Source organism: Microcoleus sp. Pol11C3, assembly GCF_036701485.1.
GTDB lineage: Bacteria > Cyanobacteriota > Cyanobacteriia > Cyanobacteriales > Microcoleaceae > Microcoleus.
The window spans coordinates 1-25,766 of record NZ_JAUBQW010000031.1 but is presented as its reverse complement, the minus strand read 5'-3'; the positions used below and the strand labels follow the sequence as shown (position 1 = coordinate 25,766).

Annotated in this window: 26 protein-coding genes and 1 pseudogene; 16 read left to right on the top strand and 11 right to left on the bottom strand. The window is 47.1% G+C overall.

What is annotated here, in order from left to right; genetic code table 11:
* The first annotated feature begins 9 nt into the window (after positions 1–9).
* Complete coding sequence (locus QUA40_RS10075) at positions 10–1,446, top strand: DUF2079 domain-containing protein (protein WP_333124746.1); 1,437 nt, start codon at positions 10–12, stop codon at positions 1,444–1,446.
* Positions 1,447–1,586: 140 nt separating this feature from the next.
* Here the strand turns inward: QUA40_RS10075 and cas6 are convergent, their stop codons facing one another.
* Positions 1,587–2,711, bottom strand: a complete 1,125-nt coding sequence (cas6, locus tag QUA40_RS10070) for a CRISPR-associated endoribonuclease Cas6 (RefSeq protein ID WP_333124743.1) — start codon at positions 2,709–2,711, stop codon at positions 1,587–1,589.
* A 311-nt stretch (positions 2,712–3,022) separates the two neighbouring features.
* On the opposite strand from cas6, the gene QUA40_RS10065 reads away from it, so the two are divergent.
* From QUA40_RS10065 to QUA40_RS10045, 5 genes are all read left to right on the top strand, one after another.
* Positions 3,023–3,385 (top strand): ferredoxin-thioredoxin reductase catalytic domain-containing protein, encoded by a 363-nt coding sequence (locus QUA40_RS10065; RefSeq protein WP_172186333.1) that lies wholly within the window; start codon positions 3,023–3,025, stop codon positions 3,383–3,385.
* A 147-nt stretch (positions 3,386–3,532) separates the two neighbouring features.
* On the top strand, positions 3,533–3,940 hold the full coding sequence (locus QUA40_RS10060; protein ID WP_333124740.1) for a DUF309 domain-containing protein: 408 nt from the start codon (positions 3,533–3,535) through the stop codon (positions 3,938–3,940).
* Between the two features lie 418 nt (positions 3,941–4,358).
* Entirely contained in the window at positions 4,359–4,871 is a 513-nt protein-coding gene (locus tag QUA40_RS10055; RefSeq protein ID WP_333124737.1) for an LptA/OstA family protein, read from the top strand.
* Between the two features lie 172 nt (positions 4,872–5,043).
* Entirely contained in the window at positions 5,044–5,772 is a 729-nt protein-coding gene (gene lptB / locus QUA40_RS10050) for an LPS export ABC transporter ATP-binding protein (protein ID WP_333124735.1), read from the top strand.
* Between the two features lie 80 nt (positions 5,773–5,852).
* Positions 5,853–7,019 (top strand): LptF/LptG family permease, encoded by a 1,167-nt coding sequence (locus QUA40_RS10045; RefSeq protein ID WP_333124733.1) that lies wholly within the window; start codon positions 5,853–5,855, stop codon positions 7,017–7,019.
* A 216-nt stretch (positions 7,020–7,235) separates the two neighbouring features.
* Here the strand turns inward: QUA40_RS10045 and QUA40_RS10040 are convergent, their stop codons facing one another.
* On the bottom strand, positions 7,236–8,606 hold the full coding sequence (locus QUA40_RS10040) for a hypothetical protein (RefSeq protein ID WP_333124729.1): 1,371 nt from the start codon (positions 8,604–8,606) through the stop codon (positions 7,236–7,238).
* Between the two features lie 367 nt (positions 8,607–8,973).
* On the opposite strand from QUA40_RS10040, the gene pgl reads away from it, so the two are divergent.
* The 6 genes from pgl (at position 8,974) to QUA40_RS10010 (ending at position 13,215) form a co-directional block, all read left to right on the top strand.
* A complete protein-coding gene (pgl, locus tag QUA40_RS10035) occupies positions 8,974–9,693 on the top strand; it encodes a 6-phosphogluconolactonase (protein WP_333124726.1) in 720 nt (239 codons plus the stop codon).
* 206 nt (positions 9,694–9,899) lie between these two features.
* Positions 9,900–10,691 carry an FHA domain-containing protein gene (locus tag QUA40_RS10030; protein ID WP_333124723.1) on the top strand — a complete coding sequence of 264 codons (792 nt, stop codon included), beginning with the start codon at positions 9,900–9,902 and terminating at the stop codon, positions 10,689–10,691.
* Between the two features lie 82 nt (positions 10,692–10,773).
* Positions 10,774–11,265 (top strand): FHA domain-containing protein, encoded by a 492-nt coding sequence (locus QUA40_RS10025; protein WP_333124720.1) that lies wholly within the window; start codon positions 10,774–10,776, stop codon positions 11,263–11,265.
* Between the two features lie 55 nt (positions 11,266–11,320).
* The gene (locus tag QUA40_RS10020) at positions 11,321–12,058 is read left to right on the top strand and encodes a PRC-barrel domain-containing protein (RefSeq protein ID WP_333124718.1); all 738 of its coding nucleotides are present in this window, start codon (positions 11,321–11,323) and stop codon (positions 12,056–12,058) included.
* A 288-nt stretch (positions 12,059–12,346) separates the two neighbouring features.
* The gene (locus tag QUA40_RS10015; RefSeq protein ID WP_333124715.1) at positions 12,347–12,766 is read left to right on the top strand and encodes a hypothetical protein; all 420 of its coding nucleotides are present in this window, start codon (positions 12,347–12,349) and stop codon (positions 12,764–12,766) included.
* On the top strand, positions 12,763–13,215 hold the full coding sequence (locus QUA40_RS10010; RefSeq protein WP_333124712.1) for an FHA domain-containing protein: 453 nt from the start codon (positions 12,763–12,765) through the stop codon (positions 13,213–13,215). The genes QUA40_RS10015 and QUA40_RS10010 overlap by 4 nt, the downstream gene beginning before the upstream one ends.
* A gap of 141 nt (positions 13,216–13,356) precedes the next feature.
* Here the strand turns inward: QUA40_RS10010 and QUA40_RS10005 are convergent, their stop codons facing one another.
* Entirely contained in the window at positions 13,357–13,935 is a 579-nt protein-coding gene (locus tag QUA40_RS10005) for a DUF1997 domain-containing protein (protein ID WP_333124709.1), read from the bottom strand.
* Between the two features lie 196 nt (positions 13,936–14,131).
* Here QUA40_RS10005 and pheA point away from each other — a divergent pair, with 196 nt between their 5' ends.
* Entirely contained in the window at positions 14,132–15,076 is a 945-nt protein-coding gene (gene pheA, locus QUA40_RS10000; RefSeq protein WP_333124706.1) for a prephenate dehydratase, read from the top strand.
* 90 nt (positions 15,077–15,166) lie between these two features.
* Positions 15,167–15,811, top strand: a complete 645-nt coding sequence (locus QUA40_RS09995; RefSeq protein ID WP_333124703.1) for a pentapeptide repeat-containing protein — start codon at positions 15,167–15,169, stop codon at positions 15,809–15,811.
* A 35-nt stretch (positions 15,812–15,846) separates the two neighbouring features.
* On the opposite strand, the gene QUA40_RS09990 is transcribed toward QUA40_RS09995, so the two are convergent.
* From QUA40_RS09990 to rpsL, 7 genes are all read right to left on the bottom strand, one after another.
* Positions 15,847–16,785 (bottom strand): PspA/IM30 family protein, encoded by a 939-nt coding sequence (locus QUA40_RS09990; protein ID WP_333124701.1) that lies wholly within the window; start codon positions 16,783–16,785, stop codon positions 15,847–15,849.
* A gap of 211 nt (positions 16,786–16,996) precedes the next feature.
* Positions 16,997–17,638 (bottom strand): LON peptidase substrate-binding domain-containing protein, encoded by a 642-nt coding sequence (locus QUA40_RS09985; protein WP_333124699.1) that lies wholly within the window; start codon positions 17,636–17,638, stop codon positions 16,997–16,999.
* 408 nt (positions 17,639–18,046) lie between these two features.
* Positions 18,047–18,364 (bottom strand): 30S ribosomal protein S10, encoded by a 318-nt coding sequence (gene rpsJ / locus QUA40_RS09980; RefSeq protein WP_006632193.1) that lies wholly within the window; start codon positions 18,362–18,364, stop codon positions 18,047–18,049.
* A 210-nt stretch (positions 18,365–18,574) separates the two neighbouring features.
* Positions 18,575–19,804, bottom strand: a complete 1,230-nt coding sequence (gene tuf, locus QUA40_RS09975) for an elongation factor Tu (protein ID WP_333124696.1) — start codon at positions 19,802–19,804, stop codon at positions 18,575–18,577.
* A 101-nt stretch (positions 19,805–19,905) separates the two neighbouring features.
* Positions 19,906–21,978, bottom strand: coding sequence for an elongation factor G (gene fusA / locus QUA40_RS09970; protein WP_333124693.1), 2,073 nt, complete (start codon positions 21,976–21,978; stop codon positions 19,906–19,908).
* 330 nt (positions 21,979–22,308) lie between these two features.
* On the bottom strand, positions 22,309–22,779 hold the full coding sequence (gene rpsG / locus QUA40_RS09965) for a 30S ribosomal protein S7 (protein ID WP_006632196.1): 471 nt from the start codon (positions 22,777–22,779) through the stop codon (positions 22,309–22,311).
* Positions 22,780–22,922: 143 nt separating this feature from the next.
* Positions 22,923–23,303 carry a 30S ribosomal protein S12 gene (gene rpsL, locus QUA40_RS09960; RefSeq protein WP_172186436.1) on the bottom strand — a complete coding sequence of 127 codons (381 nt, stop codon included), beginning with the start codon at positions 23,301–23,303 and terminating at the stop codon, positions 22,923–22,925.
* Between the two features lie 232 nt (positions 23,304–23,535).
* Between rpsL and QUA40_RS09955 the strand changes: the two genes are divergently transcribed.
* A complete protein-coding gene (locus QUA40_RS09955; protein WP_333124690.1) occupies positions 23,536–23,736 on the top strand; it encodes a hypothetical protein in 201 nt (66 codons plus the stop codon).
* 438 nt (positions 23,737–24,174) lie between these two features.
* Positions 24,175–25,026 carry an Npun_R2479 family HD domain-containing metalloprotein gene (locus tag QUA40_RS09950; RefSeq protein ID WP_333124687.1) on the top strand — a complete coding sequence of 284 codons (852 nt, stop codon included), beginning with the start codon at positions 24,175–24,177 and terminating at the stop codon, positions 25,024–25,026.
* Between the two features lie 369 nt (positions 25,027–25,395).
* Here QUA40_RS09950 and QUA40_RS09945 read toward each other — a convergent pair.
* A pseudogene (locus tag QUA40_RS09945) lies at positions 25,396–25,689 on the bottom strand (transcriptional repressor); the annotation flags it as partial.
* Positions 25,690–25,766 lie beyond the last annotated feature (77 nt).

Here is a 25,766-nt window from a genome sequence, read left to right as displayed (position 1 = left end):
ACCAATAAAATGCTAACTTTAAAATCCCTAAAATCTCATCCAGTATTTTTAATGATTGTCGTGACAGCGATAGTCTTATTTGCCGCCAGCAGCGCGCGGCACGCTTTGTTTCAGTCAACTGCATTCGACTTAGCAATTTTTGACCAAGCAATTTATTTAATCTCCCAAAATCAAACGCCATTTTCCTCATTAATGGCAATAAATATTTGGGGGGATCACGCAGCTTTTATTTTCTATCCACTAGCTTTACTTTACAAAATATATCCAGATGTTCACTGGCTTTTATTAGTGCAAGCTGTTTCCCTAGCTTTAGGCGCTTGGCCGAGTTGGAGTTTGGCACGTCAAGCGGGATTAAACGAACGAAAAGCAACTGCAATTTCAGCCGTATATCTGCTTTATCCCGCAGTATTTAATGTCAATCTCTTCGACTTCCATCCAGAAGTCATTGCTTTACCAGCACTGCTAGCAGCAATCTTAGCCGCTAGGCTGAATAAAGCCTTGTGGTTTTGTGCTGCTATTGTATTAGTTTTGAGCTGCAAAGCCGTGCTATCTTTAACTGTGCCTGCGATGGGTTTGTGGCTGTTGTGTTTTGACAAAAAACGCAATTGTGGGCTCATAGCTCTATTTCTAGGCGCAGGTTGGTTCCTGGTAGCTACTCAGGCAGTTATACCGTATTTTAATCAGGGAAGAGAACACGCGGGAATCGGGCGATATCAATATTTGGGCCACTCAGTTTTTGAAATTGCTATTAATTTAATAGTGAAACCCAATTTAGTTTTAGGGCGTTTGTTTTCTTTAGATACTTTTGAATATTTAGGGTTATTGCTATTACCTGTAATTTGGTGGCTGTCCCCGCGTCATCTGTCATCTTTAATTAGTGCTGTACCGATGTTGGCGATGAATATTCTTTCGGATATCCCCGCTCAGCGGGATTTAATTCATCAATATTCTGTGCCGATATTGCCATTTTTATTGGTGGCGGTAATTTCCAGTTTAGCAGCTAGCAATCAGAAAAAGGGAAAGATAATATTTGAGAGATTGCCAATTCCTAATTATCCATTGCCTAGAGTCATTGTAATTTGGTCGTTGATTGCTTTCTTAGCTTTAGCGAAATACGGCTATTTTTGGACTATTTATTTAAATGGGAGCGACACTTTGCCCGCTACCAGAGAAGCAATCTCTCTTGTTGAAACCAAAGGCAGTGTTTTAACAACTGCTCAGATTGCTCCGCACTTAGCGCACCGCCCTGTAGTAAAATTAACTCAGGCTAACACGCCGCCTGCAAATCTCGCAGAATTTGATTATGTATTGTTGAACCTCAGATATCCTGGCTGGATGAGCGATCGAGAATTTGTTAATAACTTAGTTACTCAACTAAAAAACACCCCTCAATTTCAACTCAAATATCAGCGAGACGACATATATCTATTCACTAAAAATCATTAGTCAGCAGTCATGAGTCAGTAGTCATCACTCATCATTCAACAGTCAACAGTCATCACTCATCATTCAACAGTCAACAGTCATCACTCATCATTCAACAGTCAACAGTCAACAGTCAACAGTCAACAGTCAACAAATTCGCGCTAATCCTCCACTTTCAAAGCCCTTCTTGCCAACTTCACGTAAGTTTTCACAGTTTCATAAGGCATTTCCAAATCACCAGAAATATCAAACAAAGATTCCCCCAATTCCCGGCGCGCCAAAATCGTCGCCCAAGTTTCAGCAATCTCAGCAGCGCGACTTCCGCCTGTACGCTTTCTGTGCGCCATAAACTTCTGTGTCAATTCATCTATTCGCGCCGCCAATACGCTTTGTCTCGACACTTCAGGTAGCGCTTCTGTCAACCATTGTGCTCGCGTTTGTCCCAATCCAAAAGTTGTTTTGTGCCCAGTGCCGCAGTAAGGTGCTAACCGCCCTAAAGCATAAAATAATTGTACAAAATCAGGACGATTGTGAGCCGATCGCCCTAGCCCAAATTCCACAGCCCCAGTGAATCCCGTTACCATGCCTTTTTTGCCCGCCGCCACCTTTTGCGACTCCAATTTATGGCGGCTAATAATTACATTTTCCTCACTCCAATTCAAAAATTCTGCTTGGTCAAAATTTACCCCAGAAAAGTTATTCCAGCGGCGCAAATAGCTGTGAAAAACATTTTCGGGAACTGGCAAAGGGAAGTGATGACCTTTGCTACGAAAGCTTGTAGGAGTCACAAAACTAAGTTTGATGGTGGGCGAAAATGGGGGTTCTGCTGTTAATAATTGCTGGTAAGTTGTGGGAGCAAAAGCAATATCCCAAGAGCGAATTAGCAGCGGAGCATTTCGCAAATCTATCTCTTCGGGCAAATTTTGCAGCCACTGACTCAGCCACTGCACTACTGGCTTTGAAAGTCCTGTTACGTACCAGCGATAAATTCGATCGCCCAAAAGCTGAAATTCTTTGCCGCCGGGGAGCAAATCACCTTCCAATCCCGAAATAGTAAAGGCTTTTTCTGACTGTTCATCGTGCAAAAGTTGCGATAAATCCGGGTCAGTTTGCTGTACTTGACCTAAAAACCAAGCGTGCAAACCTATAGCATACTGCGCGTACAGATAGCTAGCAGAGCGGGGAGTCAATTCAAACACTAATCCGACTAACTCGGTGTCAGCCGGCCCAATCAGCCCAGAAGGAGGAGATTTTTTGCTGTGGGTGCGGTTCGGGGAAGTTGCCATCAGATGCCGTGCCTATAGCCGTCACAGAAAGAGCGCCGTGCTATCTTATCCGATTTTTATCCCCTTTGGGGGATGATTGTTTAGGTCCCTCAATCGCCCAAATCTTTTGGCTGCTTCAAAAACCGGGTCTGCCACCAGTTTCCCGCGCCCTCGGGGATAAACAAAAACCAGTAAAAAACCAACAACCTAAAACTCAATCTTTGTCAAGGTTTTCCTCCTTGTAAGTAAACAGAAATATACAAGTGTTTAAAATCACATTCTGCGCTACAATTGTTAAAAGCTCGTAGCATCCTCAACTCCGATCCTAAACTATGAACACAACAGAAAAATCTAAACTTTCCAACGAAAAAACTTTGGAGGCGATGAAGAATTTCTCCGAAACCTATGCCAAGCGAACGGGAACATACTTTTGTTCCGAGCCTTCCGTCACTGCTGTCGTGATAGAAGGACTAGCAAAACACAAGGATGAACTAGGTGCTCCCTTATGCCCTTGTCGCCATTACGAAGATAAAGAAGCCGAAGTAAAAGCCGCCTACTGGAACTGTCCCTGCATTCCCATGCGCGAGCGAAAAGAGTGCCACTGTATGTTATTTCTGACCCCAGATAACGATTTCGCTGGAACTAATCAGGAAATAGGAATGGATCAGATTCAAGCTGTCAGAGACACTATGTAATTGGTTAAGTAGGCGGTCGTGAAATGGCAGTAGTTTTTAAAACAGGTCGTTATTTTTCCTATTTTTAAGACTTAGCTATTTACCAAAAATCGATCGCCGCCTACTCAAACACACATCCGCCATCGAAAATCCCCAATCTCCAATCAAATGACAGAGGAAATTCCGCTCGACTTTTGGCAAGGTATCGAACAGTTTAACAGCCAAGAATTTTACGCTTGTCACGATACTTTAGAGGCTTTGTGGATGGAAGCCGGCGAGCCGGAAAAAAGGTTTTATCAGGGAATATTGCAAATTGCGGTCGCGCTTTATCACTTAGGAAATCAAAACTGGCGCGGTGCAGTAATCTTGCTGGGAGAAGGAATAAATCGGCTCAGTTATTATCAGCCGAGTTATGCCGGAATTGCCGTTGAAGACTTGCTCGGACAAAGTGCTAAACTTTTGATCGCTTTGCAACAAGCGGGCCCGGAAGAAGTAGCAGAATTTGTGCCGTTGCTCGCAGGTACAGAAGTTGCAGGCTTGCAATTGCCGCGAATTATCAAAGTACCAAAGAGTTAAATAAAGGTTAAATAAATGTTTGTATTAAGCTGCTACGCATCTAAATTGAATAAAGAGACGGGCATCCTGCCCGTTCCACAAGAATTGTACAAAAATTGACTGTCAAATTAGATGCACAGCAGCTTAGGTAGGGTGTGCATCTAATTTGCCTCTACACAGAGGATGGCTGGCTTTCTTGCCCGCTGCACAAGCAGATTGGTTTGCTGTAGAACGAGCATCTTGCCCGTTCCCGGTGAAGACAGTTCCAGCCACTGAGCAAAACAGCCAATAAAATTCGCTGTTGTCTTGCTAGGATAATTGGTTGAGACTCTCGGGTCAATCGATCGACCTCACGGGAATCTTTCTGGCCGTTAAGATAAAATACCTAACTGGAGATAATGCCCTTCAGTAATTTCACAAATATTGAGGCTCCAAGCTTATGATGCCCTCCGCTAAACTACTCAATTCCCGCATATTTAAAGGATTATCGCTGCTGTTGCCCCTCACTCTGGCAGGCGCGATCGCCTCTCCCACCTACCCGCAAGCCGGGCCGCCCCGCACTCTCAGTGTGCGATCGGACATTCAAGAAGCCGACTCCAAAACCGGCATCGTGACAGCCCGCGGCAACGTCCAAATCAACTATCCAGCCCGCCAAATACAAGCAACCGCCGCTCAGGCTCAATACTTCAGCCGCGAGCGCCGGATCATTCTCAGCGGAGATGTTTACGTCTTGCAGCAGGGCAACAGCCTGCGCGGCGAAACCATAACATATCTCATTGACGAAGGGCGGTTTATTGCCCTGCCGGACAACCCAGGACAGGTAGAATCGGTCTATCTCGTTGCCCCAGAGCAAGATGCAGCAGCCCAAAATGCAGTTGGCTCCGAACGTCCCCCAGTAAATCCTCAGCCCGCTGTTAAACCGCCCGCAAGCCCCCGAACAGCTCCCAGGTAAAAATAGCTGGTGGCAGCGAAATTTCGCATCGGTAAAAACATACTACTTGGGATAGATGCGAAATTTCCTATTTTATAAATTAAAAAACTGGAGATTGTAAAATATCAACTTGAGACTCGATCGCACAAACCCGCAGTCTGAAATTTAGCTTGTAGAGGTTGCCTCAGCGAAAATGAAAATTGTACTCGAAAATATTCACAAATCCTACGGAAAACGCAATGTAGTCAGTCGCGTCAACCTTTCGGTAGCCCAAGGAGAAATCGTAGGACTGCTCGGCCCCAACGGTGCCGGCAAAACCACAACATTTTACATAGCAACCGGATTAGAAAAACCAAATCAAGGCACCGTTTGGCTCAACGATTTAGACATCACGAAATTGGCGATGCACCAGCGAGCACATTTGGGAATTGGCTATCTGGCTCAAGAAGCAAGCATTTTCCGGAACATGAGCGTGCGTGACAACATTTTGTTAGTCCTAGAACAAACTCAAGTGCCGCGCTGGGAATGGCGCGATCGAGTCGATTTCCTGTTGCAAGAATTTCGCTTAGAAAAAATAGCATCGAGTTTGGGAATTCAAATCTCAGGGGGAGAAAGGCGGCGGACTGAACTGGCCAGAGCCTTAGCTGCAGGGCGAGACGGGCCGATGTTCCTATTTTTAGACGAACCGTTTGCAGGCGTCGATCCGATCGCCGTAGACGAAATTCAAACCATTATTGCTAAACTGCGCGATCGCAAAATCGGCATCCTCATCACCGATCACAATGTCCGAGAAACCCTCGAAATTACCGATCGAGCCTACATCATGCGAGACGGCCAAATTTTAGCCTCCGGGGCTGAAGAAGAACTCTACAGCAACCCTTTAGTGCGACAGTATTACTTAGGTGACAACTTCGTACGATAGTCTTTTGAAGGCATTCCCCCTGGCCATAATTTTAGATTTGAGATGTTAGATTGAGGAGCAAACTGCAAAAAGCCCAAACTATGAAAATAGCAATATCCAAATCTTTCAATCCCCTCAACTGGCTGCCGAGAATCTCAGTAATGGACTGGTACATTACCAAAGAATTAATTGGCCCGTTTCTATTTGGAGTCGGACTCTTTACATCCGTCGCCGTCACAGTTGGAGCTTTATTTGAATTAGTCCGCAGAGTAACAGAATCCGGCCTCCCCTACAGCGCCGCTCTAGAAATTTTTCTGTTGCAAATTCCCTACTTCGTAGTATTAGCTTTCCCAATGTCAATGCTGCTAGCAACCTTAATGGCCTACAGCCGACTCTCCAGCGACAGCGAACTCATCGCCCTCCGCAGTTGCGGAGTTAGCGTTTACCGACTGGTAATGCCCGCAGTCATTATGAGTTTAATTGTTGCCGGCTTCACCTTTGCTTTGCAAGAATTAGTCGTACCAGCCGCCAGCTACAGAGCTACTTTAACTTTAGACAGAGCCTTGAAGCGAGAAAAACCAACATTTCAAGATCGAAATATTATCTACACAGAATTTCGCAAACCAGAAAAAGGCGGTGAAGAAACCCTGTCCCGCTTTTTTTATGCAGAACAGTTTGACGGCAAGCAAATGAAAGGTTTAACAATTATCGATCGCTCCACCCCAGGCCTCAATCAAATCGTTTCTTCAGAATCAGCTACTTGGAATCCCTCAGAAAATACCTGGGATTTTTTCAACGGAACCGCTTATATAGTAGCTCCTGATGGCTCTTACCGCAATATAGTTAGGTTTCAACACCAGCAATTGCAACTCCCCCGCACGCCCTTAGATTTAGCGGCTAGAGCGCGGGATTTCAAGGAAATGAACATTGCCCAAGCTTTAGAGCGTTTGGATATCCTTAAAAACAGCGGCGACGAACCGCAAATTCGCAAATTAAAGGTGCGGATTCAAGAAAAATATGCTTTTCCTTTTGTGTGCATGGTATTTGGTTTAGTGGGAGCCGCTTTGGGAACTCAACCGCGTCGCTCCGGTCGAGGAACGAGTTTTGGTATTAGCGTAGTTGTGATTTTTACTTACTACGTATTTTCTTTCATCACCAGTTCTATGGGCGTGAAAGCTGTTTTGACTCCGATTCTGTCGGCTTGGCTGCCGATAATGTTTGGCTTGGGAATTGGGGGATTGTTGTTGGTGCGGGCCGCCTCAAGGTAAGTTTTACCAATAACATTAGTAATGGGTAATTGGGAACTTGTACTGCCCTTCGACTTCGCTCAGGAACCAGCCTAAGTATTGGGAATTGGTAATAAGCTGTCGGGCATCTTGCGTTGTATTTTTTGGGGGCGGGAACCCCACAAGAATTCCCTCAAACTTGACTGTAAAATTTAGATGCGCCTAGGCTAATCGTTTTCGTTGCCGAACTTCCTTCATTTAAGGATTACCAAAAGTATTGATTTCGCCGCCGCCAATGTAGCGTCCCGGAGTCAGGGAGCGGGGTGTAGCAAAAGGTTGGGGTTGAATGGGCTGTCCGCCCTGATTTGTGTTTTGGGGAACAACTCCAAAGTTAGGCGGGTCTGGCAAGTTAAGCTGACTCGGTTGAGATGGTTGAAATTCAGAATTCACTGAATTAGGAGAGAATTGAGGGCTAATTATCTTGCTTCCCCCAATCACACTCGGAAAAGGGGATTGTCCGACATTGGGAAGTAGAGGTAAGGGCGTTGGTGTGGCGACTGGAAGTGCAGCAGGTTGAACTTCTGGTGCGAAGCCGGAACCAGATAAATTAGTTTGGTAGGGATTTTTCGGCAAAGCCACCGTTGCAGCCCCTGCATTAATTTCGGGGAGGTTCGGTACTCTGGAATTTAACCCAGCAAATGATTCAGCGACTTTAGCTGTCGGGTTTAATAATTCTTGAGATTCCTTGCTCACAGTATTTGTCGGAGCCACAAGTGGGGGAAGTGCTGTGGGAACATTCACAGGATTTGCTCCACTTAGAGCTGTAGCGGTCGTTGGGAGCAAATTTCTCGCATTTCCTGCAGCCGGATCGGAAGCCGGTCGATCGAGCAATGTAGCCGAGTCTGCAGTTTTCTGAGCCGCAGCCGCCGTTGCCGAAGCGGTAGCAACGACGTATTTTTTCATAGCTGCTTGCAGCGGACTCAAAGGCAGAGAATTTTGGCTTTGTTTGCCTGAATTAGCATCACTCGACGCCTGCGATAAAGTTGTTGTCGCTGTACCCCCAGACTCAGGCTCGATCGTTCTTATCCCGGAAATCAGTCTCCCACTGGCAGATAAACTCAAAGCTGATGTGGCGTTTGAACTTGCCAAGCTAGAATTTTGCGGGTTATTGTTTCCGGCATCATCGACAGCAGGATTTGCTAAATTTGGCACAGGCAAAAATCCGCTGCTTCCCACCCGCTTGGCGGGAGAAGATGGCTGAGGAGTTTCTAAGTCCCGAGCTCGAAGTTCCTCGAATAAACCTTTGCTTTTTACTACTGATGAATTTAACAAGTTCAGTTCAGAAGAAGTAGAGCCATTGAACTGATTGACTAGCACTGGTGAGCTGTCGATTTCAGCCGCAATGGCGGTATCTTCAGCAGACAGCCCCGAGAGCGAAGGTGGATTGTTTGAGGCTCCTTCTTCTTCGCCATCTATGCTCAACCTTTCTGGATTTACAGAAACCTCCCAGATAAATAACCCCCCCGCACACAGCACGGCTAGCGGAGCCCAAACCGCAGGTTGCGCCCAGTGCCGCAACCGCGCTATCAGATAGCGGACAGATGTAGGAAATCGCTTAAAACTTGACATAGTTTTGCTTCCATCCGAGCGTGCGGATTTAAAACTATTTTTCCTAGTCTACCACATCAATCTTGATTATTTTTGCTATCCCGGGGTAAGTGCGATCGGGAACATCTCTGTTTTGCTTTTACTGTGAATGTGCGATCGGACTTTTGATTGAAAGTTGCGAAAGAGCAATGCCACAGGTAAAAATCGATAAAGCAGTTGTAGAAATATGTCTTGCTTTCCTTAAATCAAGGGGCATAAGATGATAAAATGTTAGGGTATGCGGTGTCGTGCCTGCCGAGTCTGTCAGCCGATCGACCTCAAAGCAAAATGTCAAGGCAAAATTGGCAATTGCTGAGAACAACACCCAAGGAAAGTTGAGAGGAAATTAATGAAAAAAGTAGTTGAAGTATTAGCAAATCGGGAACAACTAATAGATCGATCGCTGGAAATTGTGCTGTCGAAAATCTCAGAAGCCATAGCAGAACGCGGACTTTGTACGATAGCCGCAGCGGGCGGAAGCACACCGGAACCGCTTTACAGAGCGATGGCAGCCCAAGACCTGCCGTGGGACAAAATTCACGTTTTCTGGGGCGACGAACGCTACGTTCCCGCAGAACACCCAGACAGCAATCAAAAAATGGCGCGCCTCGCGTGGCTCGATCGAGTAAATATCCCCGCCAGCAACATCCACCCCATGCCCACAGGCGCCGGCGACCCCGCAGCCGACGCCTCGGCGCACCAAATCGAATTGCAGCAGTTCTTCAAAGTATCCGACGGCGAGTTTCCTGCCTTCGACATCATTTTATTGGGCATAGGAGATGACGCCCACACAGCCTCTCTATTTCCCGGCACAGCAGCCTTGGAAGTCCGCGACGCCCTAGTAACGGTCGGCAACAAAGATGGTCAACCCCGCATCACCTTTACAGTCCCCTTAATCAACCGCGCCCGGTGCGTCATCTTCATTGTCGCAGGAGCCAGCAAACAACCCGCCCTGGCTCAAATTTTTGCCCCCGCAGCCGACGAAATGACTTATCCAGCCAGACTCATTCAACCAGAAGGCGAGCTTTGGTGGCTGCTCGATGCGGCGGCTGGTGAAGCAGTAAAATAGCCAACAGAGCCGCAAGCGTGCCAACACAGTCAGCATTATCACTAACTCAATCTTGCCCATCACAGCTAACGTCACGGCGTCAGCTCAGTTGCTAGTATTAGCAAAGCAATATAAGAATTGTGGCGGTTAAAGTTAAAATTTGACCATATACACGAGTATTTTTATGAGGCTGATTTGAAAATCTGGCCGATAGCAAGGAGAAATCGATGATTGTCTGTCCCAATTGCAATCACCAGAACCCCGACGGGGCCAGCCAGTGTGAGGCTTGCTACACGCCTTTACCTGTTACCGCAAGTTGCTCGAACTGCGGTGCAGCAGTTCAGACAGATGCAGCATTTTGCGGTCAGTGTGGCTTTAACTTGCGTCCGGGTTCCATAGTTCCAGAAGTTGAGGGGACAGTACCGTCCCCCTCGCCTGTAGCCCCCACAGTGGTATCGTCACCGGCGCCGGATTTACCGTTACCCGAACCCGTGATGGCAATGGAACCTCTAGTTACCCTAAATAAGGGGCCCAACTTGGAAAAAATTCCTGCCAGCATTCCTACGATTCCAGATCCCCCGCCTTCGCCCTCGGTTCCTGTTACAACTGAATCGGTGGCAACACCAGTCAATACCTCTCCCCCGGTTCCGGGTCCACAGCCAGCAGGTGTAGCGAAAACTCAACTGCAACAGCAGTCGGCGCGCCTGCTACACGTTCAGACAAATACGCCGATGGAATTGCCTCACAGTCTGTCTGTGGTTCACATAGGCAAGCCAAATGACTTAGTGCCCCCGGATATTGATGTTTCCGGATTTGCTAATTCTGAGATAGTGTCTCGGGTACACGCAAATCTCCGGGTGGAGGGAGATGCTTGCTACCTAGAAGATGTAGGCAGTTCCAATGGCACTTACGTCAACAATAATCCGCTGCCCAAGGGAAATCGACACCGGTTGCGGCCGGGAGACCGCATATCTCTGGGCAAAGGAGACCTGGTTACGTTTTTATTTCAGATCTCTTAGATCGAGTTTGGATTGGGCGATCGAAAGTCTAAAATCTAAAATCGCATCTTGAGGCGCTCTACCAAAACTCAATGCTGCCAATGTGATTAAGCTGACCTTGCTACATCCACTCCAGTCTATACCCGTCCGCAGTTGGATCTTTGAAGACGAGCAGGTCGTCAGGATCGGACGATCGACCGAAAACCAGGTCGTTCTTTTTAGCGCTGTCGTTTCTCGTCGCCACATCGAATTGCGGCGCAGCGGCATAACTTGGGAACTGATCAATTTAGGTACCAACGGCACTTATCTCGATGGTAAGCCGATCGCTAAGGTTCCCATTGTGGACGGTCTGATCGTTCACTTGGCTCGCTCAGGTCCCAAAATTCAAATTAACGTAGGCCCGAATCAGTCCTCAGTCCAGTTAGGACAAATTAGCGGCCAGCCAAGGGAGGCTAAGGAAATTCACGCTCCATCGGCCGGCGTGCACATTAGCACGATTCCTGTTCCCGACCAAAAAGAAGTTGGCACTTCCAGGGAAGAGGAGGAGTTAACCCAGGCAGATAATAATCGCCATTATTCGGAAGAAGAATATTAAATCGGCTTCTTTGGACGATCGACATTTTTCAAAGCCGGCACTCAGGAGTTTATTTATGAGTACATCACCACAGATTGTTAGGCGCAGCGAACTGCAGGGCCGCCGCACGATCGACCGCAGAACGGCGGAAGAGGTCGGCAGGGTAGATCGGGTTTGGCTCGATGCTCACTCCCAGCGGGCGATCGGCTTTACTTGCAAGTCGGGACTTTTGGGCAGCAAAAAAACTTGGTTTGCTTGGGCGCAAGTTGATACGGTGGGGGAAAATGTTTTTGTCACCATTAACCCGGAACTGCCGGAATTGCATCAGCCAGAACAAGCTGTGTGTCCGATCGGGCTTGAGGTGCTCACGGACGCTGGGAATAAGGCAGGTACGGTGGTTGACTACCTATTTGATGTCCGCACGGGTTCAGTCACCCACTACCTATTTAAATCGAGCGGCTGGCGCGGTGTTTTAGACGACATTTACTTGTTACCTGTGGCCGCTATTTCGACGATCGGCAGCAAGCGGGCGATCGTGTCTGAAGTTGCGGTATCGGAGCCAGTGCAGTACGCAGAGGGACTGCACAAAAAAGTCGGTCTGGTAGCAGAGTTTTTACACGAAGATTTCGACAGAACTCTCAAAAATGTGGCAGGTGTGAAGCGGGGCGCTCAAAGTCTGGCGGAAAAATTCCAAGATAAAGCTCTAGAAGTCAGGGATGTAGCTCAAGAAAAAGTTGCAGAGTTGAAGCGGCAAAGGCACGAATCTGCCCCGCCAGAGCCGGACCCGGAGCCGCCAGAGTCTGATTTGAGTTGAAGTTTGACCTTCCCGATCGCCCTGCGACTGATTGCCGATAGCTTTTTGGGGGTGGCGCGCGCGAGGAAGGTCGATCTGTACTTTCGGGGTAGGAGATTGAGGCGTTGTCGCTCAAAATTCCAGTGCTGCTCAAAGCATTGTATTTTAAAGGTATCGCATCAATTAAGGAAAATGCTCGCAACTCCAAAAGACCTATGCTGTTTGATACAACTCACATCTTGCACCATTCTCAAGAACAGGCAAGATGCCTGTTCCACAAAGAGTGATTTTTATTGTGGAACAGGCATCTTGCCTGTTCATAAAAGGCTTATTCAGAATGGTGCAACATCTCAGATACAACCAACAAGTATTTTATCTAGAGACCCCACGATTAATAATAGGTTAACTTCTGTCTCCACAAACAGCGATTCGGCGATCGTTGAGTGTCGTCCGATAGACAACTGGAATCAGTGGTGCAACAAGCGCTTATCTGAGTTGAATTCTCTGGTTGAGCCGCGGAAAAAAGTCGCGCCTTCGCCAAAAGCTAACCATCAACAGTTTGTCCAAATGCTTCAAGCAGCCAAAAGTTCAACTTTTACGGCAGAACTAAGGAAGAGTGACGCACTCACCACCCCTTTAAAAATCCAATTTTTTGGCGAGAAAACCCCAAAAATCTATCTGGAAGCATCCCCGTTTCTGTCTGGCGGCGGAGTGTCAAAACCTCAGTGATTACCTTAACTCTGTTACATCCTATCCAGTCTGTCCCGGTTCAAAGTTGGTGTTTTGAATCCGAACCCGTAGTTCGGATCGGTCGATCAAACGACAATGATGTAATTATTTACAGCGCTGTAGTTTCCCGCCACCACGTAGAGCTGTGGAATCACGCCAATGGCTGGGAAATTATTAATTTTGGTGCTAACGGCACTTATGTAGATGATAGACCGATCGCTCAGGTGTCAGTTGTGGACGGGATGACTATTCGCTTGGGCAATTCCGGGCCCAAAATCAGGATTCGGGTGGGCGCAATGAATCTACCGGGCAAAATAACCAAGCCACCGCACCGCGAACTCCGCCAAAAGGACGAAGTTTCAAAAGACAAGTCAACTGCAGGGCGTCGGGGTGTGGGAATCATCGAAGACGATGAACAGGGAGGGCTGACTCAAATCGATCTTGACTGACAGGCAGCTATCTATCCCTGCGGGCGAACTCAAACAAAGCTTAAGGTACGCCCTTCTCTGATCTAACTAATTTTGCGGCAACTGCCCTGATTTTTGCCTAAATATGCCTATAAATTAATTAACAGCTTCTCTAGTAGGATCTCACCCCTCTAAAGATAAGATTTGGGGGATATCGCTCGATATTACCTCAGTTTCGCTGCTTGCCCATCTGCGGTAATCTAAGAGCAACTGGTACATCAACCGCTGTTTGACGCTCAGCAGTACACTCTTGAGCAAAGCATTGCCCGTTGCTTCTAAAATTGGTTTGGGCGTCAGCCAAAACGCCGGCGGTAACTCTACTTGCACTTCCAAATCCGCTTTTCCCTTCAAGTATGCTACCCCGCTGCTTTGGTGTACAAAAAGCTGTCCTTTGAGATTGAGAGCAAAGCGATCGTTTATATAACCCACGCCACGAATTTCGCAGGCGACGGACTCCAAATTGATTGTGCCGTCTGACTCAGCCCACACTCTCATGTCTACGGTGGGTTGAATGCTCAGCATCATAAATTGTAACGGCCGCATTTTCAGACGGAAACAGTCATCGCTTAGCTGCTCTGTGCGACTTTGATCAACGAGGGCGTTCACCAGTCGCCTCGGCTGGCGCAGATAATGTTGAATGGGAACCCGTTCGTCTGGTACGGCGATCTCAACGGATTGGGAAGAATTAAAGCGGATATACATGAGAAGATATCAAAATATAGGATTCCTAAGCATATCTTAATAAAGGATCACCTTTTTTAAGGTGACATAAGTCGCGCACCCAGCTATGTCAACCGAGAAATCACTGATAAAAGCTGTCGGGACATCGCTAATTTTTCATCATACTTGCTAGCTGATGAGAGTAAAGCAAACATTTGTAACCTAAAATTGCCTCTAAATGAAAATTTCGTTAGCGAAGCCCTCGAAGAGGATCGCACATCTCGGCCCTGTTGGTACAAATGCAGAAACAGCGGCTCTAGCTTATGTCAATTGGTTGAGCCAAGAAACTAACTTTGAATGCACCCTGTGTCCTTATTCCACCATTTCGCAGGCGTTAGAGGCATCGGCCGTAGGGCAGGTTGACTATTCAGTTGTGCCAGTCGAAAATTCGATCGAAGGCAGCGTGACTGTCACCTTAGATACACTGTGGCGACTCGATCAACTCCGCATTCAACACGCCTTAGTTTTGCCAATTTCCCACGCGCTGGTGTCTAATGCTACAAAAATTAACGAGATTCAAAAAGTTTACTCTCATCCGCAAGCGCTAGCTCAGTGTCAGTTATGGTTGGGGAAGTTTATTCCCTCAGCTCAATTGATTCCGGCCAATTCCACCACGGAAGCATTGCAATATCTGGAAGATAGAAATGTAGCGGCGATTTCTTCCCCAAGAGCGGCTAAACTTTACAATTTGCCAGTTTTAGCTCACCCCATTAATGATTATCCCGATAATTACACTCGATTTTGGGTACTCAGCACGAGTGTTGGAGAAATCGCAAACCTAGAAGCAGCGGATCGCACATCCATTAAATCCATTACAAAATCTGCTAAGTTGATCCCCGATGCTTCACTGTCTAATTGCACCCATACGTCACTAGCTTTTAGCGTACCTGCCAATATGCCGGGATCACTGGTAAAACCTTTGCAAGTATTTGCCAGTCGCGGTATTAATTTAAGTCGGATTGAATCTAGACCAACTAAACGATCGCTCGGAGAATATATTTTCTTTATCGACGTTGAGGCTAACGCCTGCCAAGCATTTGTGCGATCGGCACTCGAAGAGTTAAAAAATCACACAGAAACTTTAAAAATCTTTGGTTGCTACAGTGTACTGTCAGTTTTATAATTTTTTTTAAGTAAAAGTTAGGAATCGGGCGAACATTGTACTGTCAGTAGTATAATTTTTTTAAGTATAACTTTTTAGGAGGCTGGCGAGATGAAAGCTGATGAACTTCTCAAGCGATACGCAGCCGGAGAAAGAAATTTTCACGAAGCCAATTTGATAGGCGCTTTCCTGTCAAAAGCTTTTCTAATTCACATTAATCTAGCCTGCGCCAATTTAAAGGAGGTCAATTTAGCTTTAGCAGACCTAAGTTGGGCTAACTTAATAGATGCCAACCTCAAGAATGCTTGCCTAGTGATGGCTAAACTCGAGGGCATTGATTTGAGTGGCAGAGCCGATCTAAGATTCGCGAGATTAACAGGAGCTGACATGAGTGAGGCCAACCTGGCAAACGCCAACTTGAGCGATACGAAAATGATTGGTGTTGATTTGAGCGGTGCAAACTTGTATAGGGCAAACCTTATGGAAGCCAACCTCATAGATGCTTGCTTGGACAATACAAACCTCAACGAAGCTAATTTAAGCAATGCTAGACTGCGGGGGGCGAGTTTGCGGGGAGCGAGCTTGAGAGGCGCATTTTTGTGTGAAAGTAATCTTGAGTACGCTGACTTGCGCGGTGCTGACTTGCGCGGTGCTAATTTAAGCGGGTCATTTTTGTGCGGTGCTAATCTCGAAGGAGCTAAGCAAGAGGGGGCTATTTTAAGCGGGGCGATTCATTTTTGCTTCAGACAAGTCTGATCGGAGGCAATATAGCTAGGCGGAGAATCCGACAACTAAGGACTAAAAAATATAGTATTGATTTGGCTGAAAGTGAAATCAATTTGCTCCTGTACCTTAGCAAAATGAACCTGCATCTTGAGGATTTCTTTCTTAGAATTAGCTTCCGTAATCTTACTTTCCAAAGCCAGCAAGTTGCGGTTGAGAGTTTCTACTCGCACCGTTTGGTCGTCTAAGTCAATTTTTAGTTCTGCCGCTTTATCGAATTGAATCTGCTTGCGAACCAAGGCGAGGCGGACTGAATTTTCATCCTCTTTCTGAAGAGGTAGCAAAGCTCGCTGCTGCCACTGATGGGCTTGAGATTCAGCTTGATTGTACTGCCACTGAGTGCGGAGTTGGGCGGAAATTGCACTGCCAACAGCCTGACGCAGTTCTTTGAGAGGTTCCTGAATTTCTAAGATTAATAGTTCCCAAAGATTCATCAGTTCGCTGGTAAATTCTTCGCGTTCTACAGAGGCTAGCAGTGCTTCTAATAGCAACAAATTTGGTTGCATTTGCTGCGTAATTGTCTCAAATATTAACTGTGCTTCGGACATTTGCCGATCGTAATTTTTTTCTGAGACGGCACCGGATGAGTTCTCTAATATTTTTTGAGTTCTGTCTGCCCCTGTTTCTGAATCTAAACTTGCTGGTACAAAGGCTTGTAATTTTTCGCGGGCGATCGCACTTAACTTTTGTATTAGCAAATCGCAGGCTGCCCGCTGCACTGGCCCTGTTTCGCTTTGACAAATCTTGATGACTATTTTTAAGCCAGCATCGCCGTAATTCAATGTCTCTCTCAGGGCGGCGATTCGATGTTCGCTGACAGAACTAGACAGCCGGTGTTTAACTCCTGCTAGTCCACCGAGCACGACACCGCCCACAGGAGGCGGCAGTTGACCGCCTCTAACTGCATCGTATGGTTTCGGTTGGTCGTGATTTTCAAACACAAGCATTTACTGCTATAAAGAACCTATCCGAACCTGTTTGAAATTAAGGATTAAACAGATACCAGTTCCCAAAAATAATGGAACTTTAGGCAAGCTCCAAATCCTTAGTTCATCAGTCATTCCCATCGAAAATTGAAAATCGAAAAGGGTATGATTTATGTATAATTCTTTCTTCTATGCAGGTCAAACCGATCGTACTTTTTCCCGCGCCCATTGTCTACTGAAGCGTATCTTTAAGTACAGTCCTCGCTGCCAAGTGATTGCGAGTAGAAGTCAAAATTTCTGTTTCGCGTTCGAGCCTAGCAGCAGTATCTTGCAATTCTAAAAGAGTTTGCTGTTCTGTCGCTGCACCGTAAAGGTAGCTGGCTACCCAATAGGACAATTCTGTAGGCAAACTGGGAATGTCTTCCGGCAGGTCGATCGGCTGATCCATCAATTTGCTGGAGAGGCGAACTACATCTCTCAGCAGTTGTTCGACATCTTTTCCCAAAGGTCTGAGGTCTTGTTGCGGCGGTTCGTCTTCCATCCATTCTACTAGACCGACTAAATACGGTTTTTCCCGAACGGCGTCGAGGACTCGGAACCGCTGCTGTCCGAGAGTCATGATTTTCATGCGATCGTCGGGCAGGCGTTGGCAGTGAATCACTTCGGCGCAACAGCCAACGGCAGAGACTTTGTTTTGGTTGGGGTCCCACATGAGTACACCGAAACGGCGATCGCCCTCCAGAATCGTATTCATCATGATTCGATAGCGAAACTCGAAGATTTGCAGCGGCAGTGGCCTACCTGGAAATAGAACCACTTCCGGCAACGGAAATAAGGGGAGTTCGCGAACTGCTACAGAGGAAGAGGATGCCATTGTCGCTCAAAAGTGACGGTACTTGCGCTTATTTTTCTTACTTTAACTGATTAAAGGCAATTCCGGGGCAGGAGCGATCGGGCTTTTTCGGTGGCAGCGGAAGCGACGGCGAGCTATATCCGGTGCTGGCAGCTTGACAAAGGCGTTATTTCGTCAAAATGTTAAATATACCTTTTTGCTAAACTAAGTGAGTCCGAAGGCGATGATAGCGACTGCTAAAGGAGCGTTTTTGTAGTGATCGCGCCTTAATCAAGAATAATTATTTAAGTTCGTGCCGGAGCAGAAATTCTTGCCGATTATTAACTAATAACTAATACCTAATAACTAATGAAAAGGGAAATTTCCACAAAAAGAAGGAACAATTTATTTAATATTTGTTCCTTCTTTCCTAGTTTCCGATAAGTTAATCTACAGCTTGACTTCGATATCTACGCCGGCTGGCAAATCCAGTTTCATCAAAGCGTCAATTGTTTTGGCCGATGGCTGGTGAATGTCGATAATCCGGCGGTGCGTGCGGGTTTCAAAGTGTTCGCGAGAATCTTTGTCTACGTGGGGCGATCGCAGCAAGCAGTAAATCCGCCGTTTTGTCGGTAGGGGAATCGGGCCGATCGCTGTGGCTGCTGTCCGATTTGCTGTATCTACAATCTTTTCGCAGGATGCGTCGAGAATCCGGCGATCGAAAGCTTTGAGGCGAATGCGAATTTTTTGCTGTTGAATTGTTGCCATTTTTGTTTCTTGAATTTTCTAGGTTCAGTTTATTTTTAGTCATTAGTCATCAGTCATTAGTCATTAGTCATCAGTCATTTGTTATTGAACATTTAACCCATAACTACTAACAACTGGCCACTAACCTATAACTACTCACTACTCACTAAATAGCAGAAAAGCCTGATTAAATTTGGTGGCTTTCCTGCTATTTAAGCTGTGATCGGAGTCCTACTTAAGGATTTTGGAAACAACGCCGGCGCCGACGGTGCGGCCGCCTTCGCGGATAGCGAAGCGCATTCCTTGTTCGATCGCGATCGGGTGGATCAGTTCAACAGTCATTTTGATGCGGTCACCGGGCATCACCATTTCAGCTTCCGTGCCGTCGTCAGCAGTGAACTGTTTGATCGTACCAGTTACATCCGTCGTGCGGACGTAGAATTGAGGGCGGTAGCCCGAGAAAAAGGGCGTGTGACGGCCGCCTTCTTCTTTTTTCAGGATGTACACTTCAGATTCAAACTGAGTGTGAGGACTGATAGATTTTGGCTTGGCAATTACCATGCCTCTTTCAATATCCGCCTTTAAAATCCCCCGGAGAAGTAGACCCACGTTGTCGCCGGCCAACCCTTCATCCAAGGACTTGGTGAACATTTCCACACCAGTCACGGTAGTGCTGCGAGTGTCTTTAATACCAACCACTTCAACTGTTTCGCCCACTTTGATTGTGCCCCGCTCAATCCGGCCTGTGGCGACAGTACCCCGACCCGTAATCGAGAATACGTCTTCAACTGCCATCAAGAAAGGCTTGTCAATTTCGCGTTCTGGAGTAGGGATGTAAGAATCTACGGATTCCATCAGCTTGTAAATCTTGTCTACCCACTCATTCTCGCCCTCCTTGGTTTTAGGATTAGCAAGCATCGCTTCGAGAGCTTTCAATCCCGAACCTGTGACTATGGGGATGTCATCGCCAGGAAAATCGTAAGAGCTCAAAAGTTCGCGAACTTCCAGTTCTACCAATTCCAACAGTTCAGCATCATCCACCATGTCTTCTTTGTTCAAGAAGACAACCAGGCTGGGAACGCCAACTTGCTTAGCTAGCAGGATGTGTTCGCGAGTTTGAGGCATGGGGCCGTCTGCCGCTGACACTACTAGGATGCCGCCGTCCATTTGAGCAGCACCGGTGATCATGTTTTTCACATAGTCAGCGTGTCCGGGGCAATCTACGTGAGCATAGTGCCGACCTGTGGTTTCGTATTCGACGTGAGCAGTATTAATCGTAATACCCCGTGCTTTTTCTTCTGGCGCAGCGTCGATGTCGGCGTAGTTCTTAGCCTTTGCTTGACCTAGTGCAGAGAGAGTCATCGTAATTGCGGCGGTCAAAGTTGTTTTGCCGTGGTCAACGTGACCGATCGTACCGATGTTTACGTGGGGTTTATTCCGTTCAAATTTTGCGCGTGCCATTCTTGATCTGTTCCTTGTTTTTTTTAGCGATTTTAGACTTGAGATTTTAGATTCTAGATTTTGGATTCAATCCAAAATCCAAAATCTAAAATCCAAAATCATTAGTTCCCTTTGTTCTTAGCGATAATGGCTTCAGCCACATTTCGCGGCACTTCTTCGTAATGGCTGAATTCCATTGTGAAGATGCCTCGACCTTGGGTTTTCGAGCGGATGTCGGTGGCGTAACCAAACATTTCTGCTAGTGGAACTTTTACAGAAACTTTGGCAATCCCCTGATCTGTCTCTTGACCTTCGATCTGACCCCGACGCGAGTTGAGGTCTCCGATGACGTTCCCGATGTAATCTTCGGGAACTTCAACCTCTACTTTCATCATAGGCTCTAGCAGCACTGGCGACGCCTTCATCACGGCTTCTTTGATCGCCATTGAACCGGCGATCTTAAATGCCATTTCTGAGGAGTCTACGTCGTGGAAAGACCCGTCTACCATAGTAGCTTTGAGGTCAATCACGGGATATCCTGCTACAATACCTGATTCGCAGGCTTCTTTCATCCCTTGTTCTGCCGGGCCGATGTACTCTTTGGGTACAGTGCCACCAACAATTTTCGAGACAAATTCAAAGCCGGTTCCGACTTCGGTGGGTTCTAATTCGATCACAACGTGACCGTACTGACCTTTACCGCCACTTTGGCGGATAAATTTACCTTCGGCACGGACGGATTTGCGAATGGTTTCACGGTAGGCTACTTGTGGCTGACCCACGTTGGCTTCTACTTTGAATTCCCGCAGCATCCTGTCTACCAGGATTTCCAGGTGCAGTTCGCCCATGCCGGCGATGACTGTCTGGTTGGTTTCTGGGTCAACGTTGACTCGGAAGGTGGGGTCTTCTTCCGAGAGTGACTGGAGGGCTTTGGAGAGCTTCTCCATGTCTTGTTTGGTTTTGGGTTCGACAGCCACCGAGATGACTGGCTCTGGAATAAACAGAGATTCCAGAATCACTGGCGCTCCTTCTTCGCAGAGGGTGTCGCCGGTGAAGGTGTCTTTCAAACCCAAGGCTGCTCCCAAGTCTCCGGCCCGCAGTTCCTCAACTTCTATCCGATCGTCCGCTTTAAGGACAATTAAGCGAGAAACCCGCTCTTTTTTGTCTTTGGTGGAGTTGAGGACGTAGGTGCCTTTTTTGAGGATACCTGAGTAAACGCGAACAAATGTCAGCCTGCCGTAGGGGTCAGCCATGATTTTGAATGCCAGGGCTGACAGGGGCGCGTTGTCGTCAGCAAATCGTTCTGCTGTGTCGCCGTTGGGCAGGAGTCCTTGAATTGGGGGAACTTCCAAGGGCGAGGGCAGGTAGTCGATCACTGCATCCAACAAAAGCTGAACGCCTTTGTTTTTGAACGCCGAACCGCAGAGCATGGGGACGATCGTCCCTTGGATTGCGCCTTGGCGCAAAGCTGCACGAATTTCCGCTTCTGTTAACTCTTCGCCTTCGAGGTATTTCTCGGTGAGGGCGTCGTTGGTTTCTGCTACGGACTCGATCAGCTTGGTGCGGTATTCTACGGCTAGATCCTTTACTTCATCGGGGATTTCTACTTCCTCGATATCGGTGCCGGTGTTGTTGTTGTAGATGTAGGCTTTCATTTGCACTAAATCTACAATTCCCCGGAAGTTTTCTTCGCTGCCGATCGGGATTTGGATGGGTACGGCGTTTGCTCTCATGCGATCGCGAATTTGGCCGTAGACTTTGTAGAAGTTTGCGCCCATCCGATCCATTTTGTTGACGAACACAATCCGGGGTACGTGGTACCGATCGGCTTGGCGCCAAACTGTTTCGGATTGCGGCTGCACTCCCCCTACCGAGCAGAACACTGCGATCACTCCGTCGAGCACTCGCATCGAGCGTTCGACTTCGATCGTGAAGTCTACGTGTCCGGGAGTGTCGATGATGTTGATTGTGTAATCTTTCCAACTGGTGGTGATAGCAGCGGCAGTAATCGTGATTCCCCGTTCCCGCTCTTGCTCCATCCAGTCCATGATTGCTGTTCCCTCGTGCACTTCACCCATTTTGTGAACCATGCCTGAATAGAACAGAATTCTTTCAGTTGTTGTTGTTTTGCCCGCGTCGATGTGGGCTGCGATGCCGATGTTGCGAGTTTTTTCTAGCGGGACGGTACGTGCCACAGCTACCTCCTTAATCTTGTGTTGCTGTTATAATACTATTATACTACACAGTAACCCTATTTTGCACTCCCCAGCGACTTACAAAAGTCTCTGGAGCTTATTGTTACATTTTAATATTTTTTGCAAAATTTGTTTACAAAAATATTAAGGATGCGACATGGAGGATTCAGAGAGTGCATGAATTTTGATTTTGGGAGTTTTGAGTTTGCTTGCGCGATCGCAACTGCGCCAAGAGAAGCAATCTCAACGCTCAAAACTTACACTTTTCAATTTCTCGCCCGATGCTTTTATACCGCACGATCGCGCTCTTCTCCATGCCCGATGTTGCAGTTAGTAGCGGTAGTGAGCAAAAGCTTTGTTAGCTTCTGCCATGCGGTGTGTTTCTTCGCGCTTGCGAATAGCACTGCCGGTTTCGTTAGCTGCATCCATCAGTTCGTTGGCTAGCTTGGCTGCCATCGAGCGGCCGGTGCGGGCGCGGGCAAATCTGATCAGCCAGCGGAGGGCGAGGGTGGTACCGCGATCGGAACGCACTTCCATCGGCACTTGGTAGGTGGCGCCACCTACCCGGCGGGCTTTGACTTCAACCAGGGGTGTAGCGTTTTTGACTGCTTTTTCAAACAAGTCTAACGGTTCTGCCCCTGTGCGTTCTTGAATTGTTTTGAGGGCGTCGTAGACGATGCTGGAGGCAACGGATTTTTTGCCGTGCTGCATGATCCGTCTCACCATCATGCTTACCAACCGGCTGTTGTAAGTTGGATCTGGCGGAACAGGACGTTTTTGAATAACTGTGCGGCGAGACATAGTTCTATTGGGGATTTTTGATTTTGAATGATTGAGTTTGGGGTTTTGGACTCATATCTCGATCTATGATGATCGAGCGTGCGATTGATCGGCGCGATCGGATTTCTTGTTGCTTCCCAACCCCCGATCGGGCGAGATCCTTGTTATTTTTTCTCTTTAGGACGCTTAGCCCCGTATTTGGAACGAGCCTGCTTGCGGTCTTTCACCCCAGCGGTGTCTAATGTACCGCGAATGATGTGGTATCTAACTCCGGGCAAATCTTTTACCCGACCGCCCCGGATCATTACTACCGAGTGTTCTTGCAAGTTGTGACCGATCCCTGGGATGTAGGCTGTCACTTCAAAACCAGAGGTCAGCCGTACCCGAGCCACCTTCCGCAGCGCCGAGTTGGGTTTTTTCGGGGTGGTCGTGTACACTCTGGTGCAAACTCCGCGGCGCTGGGGGCAACTCTTGAGAGCTGGCGATTTGGTTTTTTTCTGCGTTTGTTCCCGTGCTGAACGGATGAGTTGCTGAATAGTGGGCATGAGTTACGGCATTTCTAGCTTTTTGCTGAGTATAGTGATTTAGCGGCATCCGCACTGAAAGTCCCTTCCCCTCTAGGGGGACGGGATGAATGAAAATAATTATGGGTAAGTGAGGATACCAGACTCTATATAGTACACGACTCGACTTTCTTTGGCAAGGAATTTGGCAAGGCTGTTGAACTTCTTTTCTTGCTGCCAGTTTGGACTTGCGGTCTCAACGGGGGAATAATATGTGAGATACTATGCTCTAAACGCAACCGTCAGGCTAATTACAGCCGTCAGCAAAATTTATGACGATCGATATTATTTTGATCGAATCACGCTTTGTCGGAAACGCCCATCTACTCTAGCCTGCGATCGCATCACAGTCTCAGCATCACAGTCAGGGGTCGATCGACATCACATAAAGTTATCTAAAATTGCCGGACAATAAGAAATATACACTGAGTTGACAGCAGATGAGAACCAAAGCTTATATTCCTCAATATAAAATTTCCGAACTTTACTTGAACATTTGGAAATCCGGTAAGATCGATCGGACTCAGTTCCAGCAAATTCAATACGCAATTAATTCTCACAGTTTAAGAAGTTCAGAGGAGTGAAAAATTATCAGCAGGCTACTCTAGGCACTACGGCGGGGATGCGTATCAGTGATGGACTCACTTGCTTGGGAATTTTGAATGCGGCCGCGAGATTGGTTCAGGACTCGCCGGGCGTAGCGGCGTCAATGAGTTTTGGGATTGCCAGGCGAGCCGCTAACAACGCACACGGGATACATGAGTGGTGAGTTAAAATCTCATCCATAAAGCTAGAGGGTTCTCAAATAGATTCACTGCTCTTGAAAGGCAATATTAACGTAAAAGGACAGGGTATGTTTAATTATACAGAGCTGCTGATCGAGGCTTTTATCGAACAACTTCAGGAGGGGTACAGCCGCACTTACGGAGGCTACAAATCAGACTATGCTGATATTATTGCCTGGGTGGGGGCAATGGCGTTAGAAAACATCGCCAACAGCGACGCTCTTTATCACAATGTAGAACACGCCATTTGCATTACCTTAGTTGGTCAAGAAATCTTGCGGGGAAAACACATTCGCAAGGGGGGAGTTTCCTGCGAAGATTGGCTGCATTTCATCATTTCTTTGCTATGCCAAGATATCGGATATGTCAAAGGAGTTTGCCGACAAGACAAAGAATCCGAAGGATTGTATGCTACGGGAAAAGATGGCATGAGAATTGCACTTGCTCCCGGCGCAACAGCCGCTAGCTTAGCTCCTTACCGAGTTGACCGAGCTAAATTGTTCATTGACGAGCGCTTCGGCAACCACAAGCTAATTAATTCTGAGATCATTAAGCAAAACATAGAACAAACTCGTTTCTCAGTGCTTGATGGCAACACTGACGAGGATGCAGTTAATTACTCTAGTTTAGTTCGCGGTGCTGACTTGATAGGTCAGCTCAGCAATCCGCAATATTTGCAGAAAATAGGCGCGCTATTTTACGAGTTGGAAGAAAGCGGTGCTACTAAACTTTTGGGATACCGACATCCGGGCGACTTGCTGCAAAGCTACTCTAAGTTTTACTGGAGGGGCATTTATCCGCACATCAGTGAATCTCTCGGTTACTTGCAGTTAACGCAGGAAGGCAAACAGATTGTTGCTAGTTTGTACGCTAACATATTTCGGATGGAACACCAACGTTGCGATTCTGAGGTTGCTTGACGGAAGGGGAATAGAAGGGGAAGGCGACAAGTTTTGAAGGCGTGAGATTGCTTTCCTAAGAATTGCTACGCTAACCTTGCTTGCTACGCTATTAAGCGGCAGGGAAAGACGGCAAGTTTTGAAGGCGTGAGATTGCTTTCTTAAGAATCACTTCCCTAACATTCCTAGCAACGCTATTGTCGTACCTGAGTTAAAGAGTTACCAATTCCCCCTTACGGAAGTGTATTTTATCTGAGATATTGAATCATTTTCAATATATTTTTTAGGGCGCGCTAGAAGAGCCACAGCCCACCATAAAAATCACTCTTTGTGCAACAGGTCGTCGGGCTTTTTAAGCAAGAATGGTGGAAGATATGAGTTTCATCCAACTCAACTAATTTCCTCCTCAATTTCCGAATGAGATCTCGGACACGACCAATTGCTCGGCAGCAAAGAAGGCCATCCCTCCCGCAACGCTTCCAAACAAACAGCACGCACAGTTAACTGACAGTCAAGCAGCTCTACACCAGCTTTTTCAACTTGCTTTTTGCCAAGTTTTAAAATCGATTCATCGCTAAATTCAAAGGTTTTGTGGCACTGAAGGCAAACCAGATGGTGGTGGTGGTGCAATTCCTGCAAATTCAGTTCCTAATGTTTGTGTCCCTCAGCTAATTCTAGTTCACGCCTTAGCGGGTGACAAGGCACCTCTAGTCTAAACAGGACAAAGGTTTGAGAGAATGGTAAGGTAAAAAAATAAGGAG